Origin of the sequence: Parageobacillus thermoglucosidasius, assembly GCF_001295365.1 — a bacterium.
GTDB classification, from domain to species: domain Bacteria; phylum Bacillota; class Bacilli; order Bacillales; family Anoxybacillaceae; genus Parageobacillus; species Parageobacillus thermoglucosidasius.
Window position 1 is genome coordinate 3076176 of the sequence record NZ_CP012712.1, and the last position, 13826, is coordinate 3090001.

The 13826-nt window shown below is 46.9% G+C and carries 10 protein-coding genes and 2 pseudogenes; 4 read left to right on the plus strand and 8 right to left on the minus strand.

Annotation, left to right across the window (positions count from 1 at the left end; translation table 11 throughout):
* Nucleotides 1-158 precede the first annotated feature (158 nt).
* On the minus strand, nucleotides 159-1349 hold the full coding sequence (gene megL / locus AOT13_RS15060; protein ID WP_003249781.1) for a methionine gamma-lyase: 1191 nt from the start codon (nucleotides 1347-1349) through the stop codon (nucleotides 159-161).
* A 125-nt stretch (nucleotides 1350-1474) separates the two neighbouring features.
* The gene (gene ilvD, locus AOT13_RS15065) at nucleotides 1475-3151 is read right to left on the minus strand and encodes a dihydroxy-acid dehydratase (protein ID WP_003249779.1); all 1677 of its coding nucleotides are present in this window, start codon (nucleotides 3149-3151) and stop codon (nucleotides 1475-1477) included.
* Between the two features lie 202 nt (nucleotides 3152-3353).
* Between ilvD and AOT13_RS15070 the strand changes: the two genes are divergently transcribed.
* The 3 genes from AOT13_RS15070 (at nucleotide 3354) to AOT13_RS15080 (ending at nucleotide 6609) form a co-directional block, all read left to right on the plus strand.
* Nucleotides 3354-3908, plus strand: a complete 555-nt coding sequence (locus AOT13_RS15070) for a VanZ family protein (protein ID WP_035501921.1) — start codon at nucleotides 3354-3356, stop codon at nucleotides 3906-3908.
* 336 nt (nucleotides 3909-4244) lie between these two features.
* A complete protein-coding gene (gene proB / locus AOT13_RS15075) occupies nucleotides 4245-5366 on the plus strand; it encodes a glutamate 5-kinase (protein ID WP_003249774.1) in 1122 nt (373 codons plus the stop codon).
* Between the two features lies 1 nt (nucleotide 5367).
* Nucleotides 5368-6609 carry a glutamate-5-semialdehyde dehydrogenase gene (locus AOT13_RS15080; RefSeq protein WP_042383865.1) on the plus strand — a complete coding sequence of 414 codons (1242 nt, stop codon included), beginning with the start codon at nucleotides 5368-5370 and terminating at the stop codon, nucleotides 6607-6609.
* 128 nt (nucleotides 6610-6737) lie between these two features.
* Here AOT13_RS15080 and AOT13_RS15085 read toward each other — a convergent pair whose 3' ends face one another.
* Genes AOT13_RS15085 through AOT13_RS15095 form a run of 3 tightly spaced genes read right to left on the minus strand, consistent with a single transcriptional unit; the run spans nucleotide 6738 to nucleotide 10149 of the window.
* Nucleotides 6738-7160: a GtrA family protein gene (locus AOT13_RS15085; protein WP_003249772.1), complete on the minus strand. Its 423-nt coding sequence runs from the start codon at nucleotides 7158-7160 to the stop codon at nucleotides 6738-6740.
* Complete coding sequence (locus AOT13_RS15090) at nucleotides 7132-8094, minus strand: glycosyltransferase family 2 protein (RefSeq protein WP_003249770.1); 963 nt, start codon at nucleotides 8092-8094, stop codon at nucleotides 7132-7134. The genes AOT13_RS15085 and AOT13_RS15090 overlap by 29 nt, the downstream gene beginning before the upstream one ends.
* Before the next feature lie 12 nt (nucleotides 8095-8106).
* Complete coding sequence (locus tag AOT13_RS15095) at nucleotides 8107-10149, minus strand: glycosyltransferase family 39 protein (protein ID WP_003249768.1); 2043 nt, start codon at nucleotides 10147-10149, stop codon at nucleotides 8107-8109.
* A 195-nt stretch (nucleotides 10150-10344) separates the two neighbouring features.
* On the opposite strand from AOT13_RS15095, the gene AOT13_RS15100 reads away from it, so the two are divergent.
* Entirely contained in the window at nucleotides 10345-10758 is a 414-nt protein-coding gene (locus tag AOT13_RS15100) for an OmpH/Skp family outer membrane protein (RefSeq protein WP_003249767.1), read from the plus strand.
* A gap of 125 nt (nucleotides 10759-10883) precedes the next feature.
* On the opposite strand, the gene AOT13_RS15105 is transcribed toward AOT13_RS15100, so the two are convergent.
* From AOT13_RS15105 to AOT13_RS15115, 3 genes and pseudogenes are all read right to left on the minus strand, one after another.
* A complete protein-coding gene (locus tag AOT13_RS15105) occupies nucleotides 10884-11432 on the minus strand; it encodes a shikimate kinase (RefSeq protein WP_013400560.1) in 549 nt (182 codons plus the stop codon).
* A 26-nt stretch (nucleotides 11433-11458) separates the two neighbouring features.
* Nucleotides 11459-12492: pseudogene (locus AOT13_RS15110) on the minus strand (LacI family DNA-binding transcriptional regulator).
* 505 nt (nucleotides 12493-12997) lie between these two features.
* A pseudogene (locus tag AOT13_RS15115) lies at nucleotides 12998-13776 on the minus strand (IclR family transcriptional regulator).
* Nucleotides 13777-13826 lie beyond the last annotated feature (50 nt).

The window sequence follows — 13826 nt, forward strand, 5'->3', positions numbered from 1 at the left end:
TTCTCTTACTACATTAAATAAATGCAACTTGCTGTTTCATCTTTATGAACTTTTTACTCTAAACTTATATACATGTATAGCCCGTGTCCTGGCAAGTTAGGCAACACGGGCAATCCAATCACCTTAGTCCAATTACACTTCTCCAAACATTCGCCTTTTTATCTCGCTAATAAACAAAACGCCTGCTCCAAATCATCCCAAATATCTTCCCACGCCTCCAAACCGACGGATAAACGGATCAATTGGTCGCTGATCCCCATCTTTATTCTTGCTTCTTCCGGCACAACAGAATGGGTCATCGTTGCCGGATGTTGAATTAATGTTTCCGTATCGCCAAGGCTGACAGCGATTTGAATGAGCTGGAGGTGATTAAGAAAACGCTGGGCGTCTCGTTTTGTTCCTTTCACTTCAAACGAAATCAAGCCGCCGCCGCGTTTCATTTGTTTTCGGTAAATCGGATAATCGCGGCTGTCTGAATCAGCAGGGTAGTTAACGCGTTCAACGAGCGGATGGGCTTTTAACCGTTTGGCAATTTTCTCCGCATTATCGCAATGCCGATCCATCCGCACCGGAAGCGTCTTTAATCCTCGCAACAACAGCCAAGCAGCAAACGGAGAAAGGACGCCGCCGATATCTTTTTGCGTTGTTTTCGCGATTTCCTCCATCCATTCTTTTTTCCCAACCGCGATGCCGGCAATGACATCGCCATGGCCGCCGATATATTTCGTCGCACTATGCACGACGATATCACAGCCAAGCTCAAGCGGCCGCTGCAAATACGGCGAACAAAACGTATTGTCCACCACAACCGTAATGCCATGCTCTTTTGCCACTTTCACGACCATTTGCAAATCAATGAGTTTCATCGTTGGGTTAATCGGTGTTTCCACATAAATACAAACCGTTTCCGGGCGGATAAGGCGGCGGATTTCCTCTTCCGTTTCCATTGCGCAAAAATCGTGAGAAACGTGATATTTCTTTTTTAACAATTGCAACAGCCCAAACGTACAGCCGTATACTCCCTGAGAACATATAATATGGTCATTGGCTTTCGTTAACGCAAACAATACCGCGGACACGGCCGCCATCCCAGAACTAAACGCGAGCGCCGCTTCCCCTCCTTCCAAACGCGCCATTTTTTCCTCCAGCACCCGCACTGTCGGATTAGCCAGGCGCGAATAAATATATCCGTCTTCTCGTCCTGCGAACCGCGCTTCTCCTTGTTCCGCCGTGGCAAACGTAAATGTCGATGTTTGAAAAATCGGCACGGACAAACTGCCAAAATGCCATCCCACATCATATCCATGATGAATAACAATCGTTTCCATTCGTTTATTCGTATTGTTCATCCAATCCCCCCTATTTTATCATATACACTTTCTCCTTTTTGTAAGCGTTTTCTTTTTTGTTTTCATAAAAAAGACCTGTCCGCTTCGGCCGCAAAACCGTTGGAACAGGTCTTCGGACAAGGCGGTTAAATTTTCATAATCCCGCCCGTGCTTGCGGAAGTAACGAGCTTCGAATAGCGCGCAAGGTATCCGGTTTTCACTTTCGGTTCAAATCCTTTCCAGTTCGCTTTTCGTTTTTCCCATTCTTCATCAGAAAGCTTTGCGTTAATCGTTCTGTTTTTAATATCGATCTCAATGATGTCTCCGTCTTCAATAAAAGCAATCGGGCCGCCTTCCGCCGCTTCTGGGGAAACGTGTCCTATCGATATGCCGCGCGACGCCCCGGAGAACCGCCCATCCGTCACGAGCGCAACTTTCGTGCCAAGCCCCATGCCGACAATTTGCGAAGTTGGCGCGAGCATTTCCGGCATTCCCGGTCCTCCTTTTGGCCCTTCATAACGGATGACGACGACATGGCCTGGCTTGATTTTGCCGTTTGCGATTCCTTCCAGCGCCTCTTCCTGCGAATCAAAAACGATCGCTGGCCCTTCATGGCGCGTAATGCCGGCTTGCACGCCGCCTGTTTTTATGATCGCTCCGTCCGGGGCGAGGTTTCCAAACAGTACGGCAAGACCGCCCGTTTCAGAATACGGGTTATCAATTGGGCGGATGACGTTATAGTCTTTGACTTCACAGCCATCGATGTTTTCTCCAAGTGTTTTTCCGGTTACCGTCAATGTATCGAGATGCAGCGTTCCTTCTTTTTTCGCTAACTCATGCAACACTGCCGATACGCCGCCCGCTTCATGCAAGTCTTCAATATGCACATCGGAAGCTGGCGCCAGTTTGGCAAGATGCGGCACCTTTGCCGCGATTTCGTTAATCCGTTCCAGCGAATAATCGATGCCCGCTTCGTTCGCAATCGCCAGCGTATGTAATACGGTGTTCGTCGAGCCGCCAAGCGCCATGTCGAGCGCAAACGCGTTGTCGATCGCCTTTTCGGTGACAATATCGCGCGGCTTAATGTCATGCTCGATCAAATACATTAATTGTTTTGCCGATTGGCGGACGAGCTCTTTCCGGGCCGGGTCTACCGCTAAAATCGTGCCGTTTCCTGGCAATGCGAGCCCTAACGCTTCCGCCAAACAGTTCATCGAGTTCGCCGTAAACATTCCCGAACAGGAACCGCATGTCGGGCAGCCATATCGTTCTAATTCCATTAAGCCTTTTTCATCGATTTTTCCGGCTTGATAAGCGCCAACCCCTTCAAATACGGAAGAAAGCGAAATTTTTCTTCCATCGCTCGTCACGCCAGCTTTCATCGGCCCGCCGCTGACGAAAATCGTCGGGATATTCAGACGCATCGCCGCCATCATCATGCCCGGCGTTATTTTGTCACAATTTGGAATGCATACCATTCCGTCAAACCAATGCGCGGAAACCACCGTTTCGATCGAATCTGCGATAATTTCGCGGCTTGGCAGCGAATAGCGCATGCCGATATGCCCCATCGCGATTCCGTCGTCAACGCCGATCGTATTCATTTCAAACGGGACTCCGCCCGCTTCGCGGATCGCTTCTTTGACAATTTTGCCGAACTCCTGCAAATGGACATGCCCCGGAATAATATCAATATATGAGTTCACCACGGCAATAAACGGCTTGTCAAAATCTTCTTCCTTAACGCCTGCCGCGCGCAGCAAACTGCGGTGCGGCGCCCGGTCAAATCCTTTTTTGATCATATCGCTGCGAAGTTTTCCCAATCTCAATCCCTCCATGAGCAGTTTTATTATCTCGATGTTTTAAGTATTGTACCATTTTTTTTAATAAAATGACAATTACATTTATTTCGATAAAAATAATCATCCCTTTTATCTGTCATTTTGGCAAAATTGGAAACTGCTTGAACTCGCGCGTAATCATATATTATAATCCAATATAATGGAAAAATAAGGGGAGTTTATGATGCTGGATCTTCACGTGCCATTGATTGGCTTCGTGGTCGTTTGGATATTATTTCGCGGCATTGTGTACATACGGAAACGAACCTTTTCAAGCAAACATGAAATCATCCACGGATTATTCGCTTTTTCCCTTGCATTTATATATAGTTTGACGATTTTCCCATTTCCGTTTTATATATATCCGCACGTACAGAGGGAAATAGATGCCGGCATCAATCTTATTCCATTTGCGAGCATCCGGCAGTCGCTTCACCATTTTTACTGGCTCGTTCCCGTGCGAAACATTGGCGGCAATATTGCGTTGTTTATACCGTTTGGCTTTTTTGCTTCTCGTTCTACTCCCCTTCGGCCGAAAACAGTCGTTATCGTTGGCTTTCTTCTTTCCTTCTGCATCGAAAGCATCCAACTGTTTTTCGTTCCGTTTCGGGCATTTGATGTCGATGACATTCTCTTAAATACGTTGGGAACAACGATCGGAGCCGCATTGTTCCACCTATTAGGCCAGCTGGCAGTAAAGCCATCACCCACTAAGCAAAGCAATTACTCTAGCAAATAACAAACATTGCTGTCGAAGAAAAAACTCTTGACAATTTTCCAATTTGTATGGATAATTTCTAACAAATCATTGATACGGAAAACGGCACGGGACTAGTAAACCGATGGAACGTGCAAGAGAGTGGAACCCGCAGGCTGGAAGGTTCCTCACGGGAAGTCGGTTGAACCTGCCCTACCAAGGCCGCTTATGCAAACATAAGCCGTCCGCCCTCGTTACGGGCAAGAGGTGGGCGCGCAATGCGCCAAAAAAGGTGGTACCGCGGAACGCTTTTTCCGTCCTTTTGCAGGAGGGGAAAAAGCGTTTTTTGTTGTTAAACAGAAAGAAAGGAGGCAGCGCGTGAAAAAGCAGCGAATCGTCGTAAAAATCGGCAGCAGTTCATTGACGGATGCAAAAGGTGCGCTTTGCCACGAAAAACTGCTCGACCATGTCGAAGCGATCGCTTATATGAAACAATTAGGCCATGAAGTCATTTTAATTACATCGGGCGCGGTTGCCGCCGGATTTGGACCGCTCGGCTATCCATCGCGGCCTACCACCACCGCAGGAAAACAAGCGGCGGCGGCAGTCGGGCAAGGGCTGCTAATGCAAGGCTATATTTCCGCGTTCGAACGGTTCGGCATTACGATAGGGCAAATTTTATTGACAAGAGAAGATTTTTACAGCCGCGAACGGTTTCATAATTTATTTTCCACGATCACCACATTGCTGGAATGCGGGGTTTTGCCGATCATCAACGAAAACGACTCCGTGTCCGTCGAGGAATTGACGTTTGGCGACAATGATATGCTTTCCGCGCTCGTAAGCGGCTTTTTGCATGCGGATGCGCTCATTATCTTAACCGATATTAACGGGTTGTACGATGATAACCCGAAAACAAATCCAAATGCGAAAAAATATGTGTTTTTGCCGGAAATCACAAAAGAAATGATCGAAGCGGCGGGAGGCAGCGGCTCCGCAGTCGGAACGGGCGGCATGAAATCAAAACTTCTCGCCGCGCAAAAAGCGCTATCTTTCGGCGTGAGCGTCTTTGTCGGAACGGGCAAAGGAAAAGAAAAACTATATGATATTTTGGAAGGAAAAGGAGACGGGACGTATATTGGCGCGCCGTTTCACGGACATATGCAAATGCGCAAACAATGGATTGCGTACCACGCGCCCGTGGCGGGGCAAATTGAAATTGACGAAGGCGCGGAAACCGCCTTGCTGCAGCGCGGCAAAAGCTTGCTTCCCGCCGGCGTCACCGCGGTGTATGGGAACTTTGCCGCCATGGATGTCGTCGAGGTCGTCAACCGCAAAGGAACCGTCATCGGCCGCGGGCAAGTGTACTACTCCTCCGGCGATTTAGAAAAAGTAAAAGGGCTTCCTAGCAATGAAGCGAAACAATATTCGATTAACCATCGTCCGGAAGTGATCCACCGCGATAATTGGGTATCATTGCGAAAGGAGAGTGTTATATAAAATGAGCGAACTGCTGACAAAAGCTAAGCAGCTGCAACAAGCAGCGAAAACGCTGGCCCTCTTGTCGACAGAAGAAAAAAATGAAGCGTTAATGCGCATAGCCGATGCCATAACGAAACAAAAAGACTGGGTTTTGCAAGAAAACGAAAAAGACGTTGCGCTTGGAAAAGAACAAGGTCTTTCTCCGGCCTTAATCGACCGGTTGCAGCTTACCGGCGAACGAATCGAGCAAATGGTCGGCGGCGTCCGGCAAGTCGCAGGGCTTCCTGACCCAATCGGGGAAATCGTCGAAGAATGGACGCGGCCGAACGGGCTGCGCATTCAAACGGTGCGCGTGCCGCTCGGCGTCATCGGCATGGTGTACGAAGCGCGCCCGAACGTCACCGTTGATGCCACAAGCCTTTGCTTAAAAACGGGAAATGCCGTCTTATTGCGGGGAAGTTCATCCGCGCTTCATTCAAACAAAGCGCTCGTCCATATTATGCAAGAGGCGCTGCGCGATTCCGCCGTTCCTGCCGATGCCATCCAGCTTCTTGAAGACACGAGCCGTGAGACAGCCCAGCAAATGTTCCGTTTAAACGGCTACTTAGACGTATTAATTCCGCGTGGCGGCGCCGGGCTGATCCGTTCCGTCATCGAAAACGCCACCGTTCCAGTGCTGGAAACCGGCGTCGGCAACTGCCATATTTTCATCGATGAATCGGCGCAAAAGCAAATGGCAATCGATATCGTCTTAAATGCAAAATTGCAGCGCCCATCCGTCTGCAATGCGGTGGAAACCGTCCTTATCCACCAAAACTGGCCGTATATCGGCGAACTCCTTGAAACATTGCACGCCCGCGGCGTCGAGCTGCGCGGCGATTCGCGGCTTGCCTCTACCTATTCTTTTATCGGGCAAGCCTCCGAAGCGGACTGGAGCACCGAATATTTGGCGCCGATTTTAGCCGTTAAACTCGTGCAAGATGTCAACGAAGCAGTTGACCATATTAACCGCTATGGCACGAAACATTCCGAAGCAATTATTTCCGAGCAAAACGACAATGTCCGCTTCTTTTTCCAAGCGATTGACGCCGCCGTCCTTTACCATAACGCCTCGACCCGCTTCACCGATGGCGAGCAGTTTGGCTATGGAGCAGAAATCGGCATTAGCACACAAAAGCTCCACGCCCGCGGTCCGATGGGACTGCGTGCAATCACAACGACGAAATCGCTCGTCTACGGCACGGGACAAATTCGTTCTTAAAAAAAAACAGCCGAATCCGCCAAGACGGATTCGGCTTTTGCTGTCTGCGTTAGCGGCAAGCGCCATATGCCCGGTACGAAGGCAAACCAATCTAACATGGGTGCACAGTACAGCGTTGGCCATCTATGTTAAGAATGGGACGGTTTCGAGGCAAACACCCAAAAGCGGCTGCCGGCAAAATTGACGGCAATCCCTCCTAACGTCGCTGCCAGTTTTCCGGCAAACAACGGCCACTGCCCAACATCCCGGCAGAGAAAAAGCAAAAGGAGCGTCACAGCCAGCGACAGCACATTGACAATGAGAAAGCGCAAAAACTCTCCGACATTCGCCTTTTGTTTTACCTGAAACGTCCACATCCGGTTCCATACATAGCTGTTGACCACGCCGGCTGTATAAGAGCATACTTGCGCCAGCAGTGCGGAAACGCCAAACGAGGCAAGAAGAAAAAAGACAACAAAGTCCACAAACGTATTTCCAGCTCCAACAAGGCAAAAGCGCCACAACATTCGTATGTTTTTCCGTTCATTCCACATAAAACGGTACTTTTTCATATTTGGTTCCGACTCCCCATGTCTCTTTGACGATATATAGCGGACGCTGCTTTACCTCATCATAAATGCGGCCAATATATTCCCCGATCACGCCAATCATTATAAACATAACGCCGTTGCATAACAGCATCACCATTAAAAGCGACGCCCATCCCGCCACCGTCGAATGCGTAAACAGCTTTAAATATAAAGTGATGATCATGCCAAGCACGCTGGAGGCGGACAGGAAAAAGCCTAACAAACTAGCGAGCTTCAATGGTTTGTACGAAAACGAAGTGATTCCGTCAAGCGAAAAGCGGATCATTTTTTTGAGCGGATACTTTGTTTTCCCGGCAAACCGCTCCTCCCGTTCATATTCCACAGCCGTCTGCTTGAATCCGACCCAGCTTATGAGCCCGCGGACAAAGCGGCTCCGTTCTCTCATAAAGACTAACTGATCGCGCACTTTCCGGTCAATAAGGCGAAAATCGCCGGTATCGACAGGAATGTCGATTTCAGTCGCCGCCCGCAGCACCCGGTAAAACAGATAAGCGGTAACCTTTTTAAATATCGTTTCCCCTTTTCGTTTCACTCGTTTGGCGTACACGACGTCATAGCCTTCTTTCCATTTTTCGATCATTTCTAAAATTAACTCCGGAGGATCTTGCAAATCGGCGTCAATAATCACAATCGCTTTTCCGGCCGCATAATCCATTCCAGCGGTAATCGCGATTTGGTGGCCAAAATTGCGGGAAAAATCCACATATTTGACCGTTTCATCTTTCACGGCAAGTTCTTTTAATATATCGATGGTTTCATCTTCGCTGCCATCATTGACAAACAACAGTTCATACGGCCCATCGGTTTGCTCCATCACGCGCTTTAACCGGCGGTATGTTTCGCGGATGACAAGCGCCTCATTATATACCGGAATCACCACAGAATATTTTACCACACCACATCCCTCCTATCCTTTATATTCGTAAAGCTTTATACCGCGCTCCACCGGCGGCATTTCATCCTCCTGTTCATCCCAGCTTTTCACTGTTTCCGCATTCGTTTGCCATTCCGCTTGCGGCACTTCTTGACAATGTGTTTCGATCCATTGGATCAGTTCGCTGTTGCCTTCGCCGCCTCTGCCAAATCCAGAAATCAGAAAATATTTCACTTCGCCATTTCTCGCCATTTTCGCTAATTGCTCCGTTGTCAGCACCGGGTCTGTCCCTAAAAATCCGCCCATCGCCATGACTGCTTTATCCGTTTTTAACATCAGCTCAGCCGCCGTATTGGCGCGCATCGTTGCCGCTAAATATTTCTCGCCATTATAATGCTTTTCCAAATACGCAAGCAAATCGGAAGTCACTTTCCTTTCTTCCCTGCCTCCGAAAACGCGCTGTCCGTATGCGTCCGGACGCTTTAAATCCGGTCCGGCATACGGAATCGAGCTATTGCCGCCATACAAAAGCGGGGTGAGTGACCAATAAAACGGCATGACAAGAAGGCCCAACAAGCTGGCTATTTTCAAATAGTGCACCACCTTCTTTTGCTGGCGAAATGCAAGGAGAAAACAAAACACGGCCAGTCCATAGAGCACAAGCAACAGCGGCCAAATAGTAGATAAGGAAGAACGCTGTTGAAACACAACGTATGATTCAAACAAAAACGTCATCAGCAGCGCGCCAGGAAAGAGCCAGCGCCAAAAACCGTTCTGCTCTTTGTAAAACTGCCACAACAACTCACTTCCGACCGCGACCAGCACCGCGATCGCCGGCGCCATCATGCTCAAATAATAGCGGTGGTAAAATCCGGCGACGCTAAAAAACACGGCCATCGGAACAAGCCAGGCGAACCAAAACAGCAGAAATCGGTGAAGCGGCGTGATCGCCCGCTGCCGGCGGATCGATGCGAACAATCCAACAGCGGTAAACAGCACAAACGGCAGAAGCCAGCTGATTTGCCCAGCTAATTGCTGTTGAAACAAGCGGAACACACCAGGTTGTCCCGTTTCTCCTCTTCCTATGCCTCCCATTCCGCCCGGAGGCTGCCCGCCGCCTGTGCGGAATTCCCCCACCGGCCATTCCCCGTTTAAGTTTGGCCGACTATATAATCCACTTTCTGACGGATTTGAAAGCGATGAATGAGAAGATGGATCTGCGGAATGATTCATTTGTCCATTCCGATCTTGAAATTCATTGTCACCGCGCATGCCCCGCTTTCCGCCTGGCCCCGCTGCTCCGGTTAAACGGTCGATCCCGTTGTAGCCAAGCGCCAGTTCAAGCACCGAATTCGTTTGGCTGCTGCCGATATACGGGCGCTTATCTTTTGGCATCATATCGGCGATGACCGCGTAGGAAAGAGAAACAGCCAAGACGACGGCAGTAGCAGCCGTTAAATGCCAAAGCCGCTGCTTCCAAGCCCCTTTTCCTGCCAGCCAATAGAACAAATAAAACGCTGGCAGCACCATATATGCCTGCAGCATTTTCATATTAAAACCCAAGCCCACGAGCGCAAAGCTTGCAAGCAGCCATGAAAGCCGCTGCTTCCATATCGCTTTCATCAGCGCCCATGCCGCCACCAGCAGCGTGAAAATTAAAATCGCGTCAATATTGTTTGTGCGCGCCACCGCCACAAAAATAGGAGTACAAACGAAAATCAAGCTCGCCCATCTGGCGGCCGCCTTGCCGGCAAATGGCTTGACAATAAAATAAATCAGCAGCGTCGAACCAACACCGGCGAGCGCTTCCGGAAGCAGGACGCTCCAGTCGCTCACGCCAAAGATGGCCACGCTTAACGCTTGAAACCATAACGCGACAGGCGGCTTGTCAACGGTAATAAACCCTTCCGGATCCAGTGCGGCAAAGAAAAACGCTTTCCAGTTTGCCGTCATGCTTTTCGCTGCCGCGGTATAATACACGTTTGACCCTGCATTGCCGATATTGTAGAAATGGAGAAAAATAGAGATAAGGACAATCACAAGCAGCCAGCCGTCCACCCGTTTGATCGATTTCATCTTCCTATCCACTCCCTGTTTGAATTCGCCATCTCGTTTTGACATGTTTCCAACATACAACAGGACGGTGAAAATTGAGTGAAACCCCCATCTGTTACATACGCTGATTTAAGTTACATACTAACTAACATCAATAAAAACAGATTTTCCTTTTCTGCTTTCTTTACTTTATAATGGGAATGAGGAGGTGAGAGAATGGAACAAGAAACTATGTTAAAAGAAATTTTGAAAGCATTGGAACTACATTCTGACCATACTCATGTAGAAATGCAAAAAATAAGCAGCCAGCTAAGAGCGGAAATGAAAGAGATGGGCAACCAGCTGAGAACAGAAATGCAAGAAATGAGGAACCAATTAAGAATAGAAATACAAGAGATGGGCAATCAACTAAGAACAGAAATGCAAGAAATGGGGAACCAACTGAGAACAGAAATGCAAGAGATGGTCGGAAAACTAGAAGAAAAGATGAATGAGCGATTTAATCGGTTGGAAACAAAAGTGGACAACCTGCGCATCGAACTGTCAGAAACACAGGAAACAGTTGATTTTCTCTCAAGCAAAACGCTCCAGCATGAACGGAAAATCCGCGAGTTGTACCGGCAGCAATGACCGTCTCCTCTCTTCTATTTTCTTCCCGCTGGTTCTTAACGGACCTCTAAAAAGAACATCCCTTAATTCAGTGATAGTGAAACCCAGCAAAAAACACCCTTGAAGTAAAGGGTGTTTTTCCATCATTAATTTGTATTCCGCTCGCGAATCAGTTCTATCGTACGAATTGCCACTGTTTCCGGATCCAGACCGTCTGTCGCCACACGATAATGATGCTGGGAATAGGCCTGTTTCCGCAGTTCAAATAATTGTTTGATTTCCTCCAGCGCCTTATTTTTCAGTAAAGGACGGTCATGGACGATGGATGGAAGACGATCTTTCCAGTTTTCCCATGACAAATCGAGGAAAACGACAATGCCGTGGGACAAACAGGCGTTTCTCACTTCCTCCTGCAAATACGCCCCTCCGCCAAGGGAAATAATCTTTAACCGGGTATTAGTGCAAAGATCAACAATCAATTCTCTCTCTACTTTACGAAAATAATTTTCGCCCATTTGTTCGAAAATAGCCGGGATTGACATATGGTGCCGTTTTTCTATCTCTTGATCTACGTCAATAAAATCACGATATAACTTTTTCGCTACAAGCTGACCGATCGTTGTCTTCCCTACTCCCATAAAACCGATTAGTACGATGTTTCTTTCTCGAAGAGGAATGTTCGAATATGTCCCCATATTAGTGTCCTTCCTTTTAAAGCAATCTAAACATTCAATGAACTTGATTCTCTCACGACAAGTTCTGGCTTTAAAATAAGGCGTTTCAGTTCACTTGTGTCACCGGTTATGCGCCGATGTAAAATATCCGCCGCATGAATACCAATCTGTTCCGGAAACGCCGAGATTGTCGTTAAAGATGGGGAAAACAGGGCAGATTCTTGAACATTATCAAAACCGACAACCGCCATATCGCGCCCCGGAATCATTCCCGCTTCCTTTAAACCGAGCAATGCACCAAACGCAACCACATCGTTATAGCAAAACACTGCCGTTGGTGGGTCGGGATGTTGCAAAACTCGTTTGATTGCCTCCATTCCTCCTTGCCTTGTCGCAAGCGTCTGTATGAACAGTGACTCATCTATTTCGATGCCGGCTTGTTCCAAGGCTTCGCAATATCCTTGTTTTCGATCTCTCCATACGGATGAATTCGAAAAACCGCCTAGAAAAGCGACGCGACGATGTCCTTGCTGAATTAAATGCTCCGTTGCTAATCTGCCGCTTTCTACATTATCAATTCCAATATAATCAATTTGTTCCCCAGATGGCAACTCCCTCGCTATCAATACAACTCTGGAATTTCCCACTGTTTTAGTCGCTCAACCATGTCCATCGAACATCCAGGCACGGGGCTCATAATTACACCGCCCACTCGATATTCCAGCAGCGTCGATAAAAGCGCATCTTGCTTCTCCGGAGAGTCAAACGTCGTCCCCAAAATGACAGTATATCCTTCTTTATCTAACGCCTCATGGACACCGACTAACAATTCAGAAAAAAATGGGTTGCCGATTTCCGTAATGATCAATCCCACTGTAGAAGAACGCTGCGACCGTAAATTTGCAGCCACCCGATCATACACATACCCTAATTCTTTCATTGCCTTTAATACTTTTTCCCGTGTTTCTTTTGAAATGGCTGGACTGCCACGAACAACAAGGGAAGCTGTCGCCCGCGACACACCGGCATGTTTGGCTACTTGCTCTAAAGTAACGCGAGAGCGCTTTTTTTTGTCATCCATCAACACCTGCTTGCCAATTAGATGCGTCATTATCTTTCTTGCTTCACAATCTACTCCTTATGTATAAATTAGTCAAATAAGAGTATAAACTTTATTGACAAACGTTGTCAATTAGTAGTGAATGAAAACGAACTAAGTTCATTTCATTCATAAAACAAGCCCCTTCTATTTGGTCATTCCAATTTCTAAAGACGCATTTGATCGAGTGCCAACTTGCCAGGTGGGCTAATATACAATGTGCTATAAAACAACTATATTACGTTCTTTTCTCAAGTTTTTGTATTTCTTCCTGTGACAATCCCATCATTTCTTGATTGTGCTCTCCTAAATCTGGGCCAATATAACGAATAGTCCATGGTGTTTTTCCAAATTTCGGAACAATCCAGGAACTTTTATTTCCCTAAGTCTCGGGTGTTTTACCTTGATGTTATTCTCACGATCCTGATAAGGGGGATATTCAAAAATACTTTTAATATTCGAATCGGACTGGCAGGATATTCTCTTCCTATTCTCGATATCCTAACTTTTCTGAAATCACTTTAGCGCCTTCTTTGACCAATAGCTTATATTTTTCTACTACTTCAGGAGTGAATCGATTAGCGGGCCCTGAAACAGATAAAAACATGCCCTAACTTCTCCATTGATATTGAAAATAGGCGCTGCAACCGCTGCAGAACCAACTTCTCGTTCATCTATACTTAAAGCACAACGTTGTAACTTAATCTTTTCAATTTCTTCTTTTAAATAAGTTAATCGTTCTTTAAATGGAACTTGCTCAAAAATTTTCTGTTGAAAAGAAAGGGATTGATAAGCCAAAATCACCTTTCCTTCAGCACCTGTCCACAATGGCAATTTTTCTCCAATTTTAACGATATGTCGAATGGAATGAAGTCCTTCACATTGTTCCACACAAACTCGTGAATTTTCCTCCAAAACATACAAATTTACCGTTTCACGAGTCTTATCCCGTATTTCTTCCATGATTGGCCTGGCAATTTCTCTGATTTTAATCGACTTTCCAGCAACATATTCAAGGTAGTATATTCCTTCGCCAAGACGGTATTTTAAGGTAAGCGGATCTTTGACCACTAGATTATTTTGTTCTAAAGTAGATAACAATCTGGTAGTAGTAGATTTCGCAAGCGAAATTTTATTAGCAATTTCTGTTAAGGACAGTTCCTGTTCTTCTAAAGTAAAGCAGTACAAGATATCGATCGCCCTTTGTACGGTACGTAACCCTGTTTCTGTTTTTTTACTATCTTGCTCATGAAATAATGCTGTTATCGTTGTGGAAGATCTCGCAATGCCATGCAAATCCAACAAATATGCATAAG

Excerpts from the sequence above, each read along its gene's own strand:
- megL (WP_003249781.1), bottom strand. The coding sequence starts at position 1,349 with ATGAACAATACGAATAAACGAATGGAAACGATTGTTATTCATCATGGA.
- AOT13_RS15070 (WP_035501921.1), top strand. The coding sequence starts at position 3,354 with ATGCTGGATCTTCACGTGCCATTGATTGGCTTCGTGGTCGTTTGGATA.
- AOT13_RS15080 (WP_042383865.1), top strand. The coding sequence starts at position 5,368 with ATGAGCGAACTGCTGACAAAAGCTAAGCAGCTGCAACAAGCAGCGAAA.
- AOT13_RS15085 (WP_003249772.1), bottom strand. The coding sequence starts at position 7,160 with ATGAAAAAGTACCGTTTTATGTGGAATGAACGGAAAAACATACGAATG.
- AOT13_RS15095 (WP_003249768.1), bottom strand. The coding sequence starts at position 10,149 with ATGAAATCGATCAAACGGGTGGACGGCTGGCTGCTTGTGATTGTCCTT.
- AOT13_RS15100 (WP_003249767.1), top strand. The coding sequence starts at position 10,345 with ATGGAACAAGAAACTATGTTAAAAGAAATTTTGAAAGCATTGGAACTA.
- AOT13_RS15105 (WP_013400560.1), bottom strand. The coding sequence starts at position 11,432 with ATGGGGACATATTCGAACATTCCTCTTCGAGAAAGAAACATCGTACTA.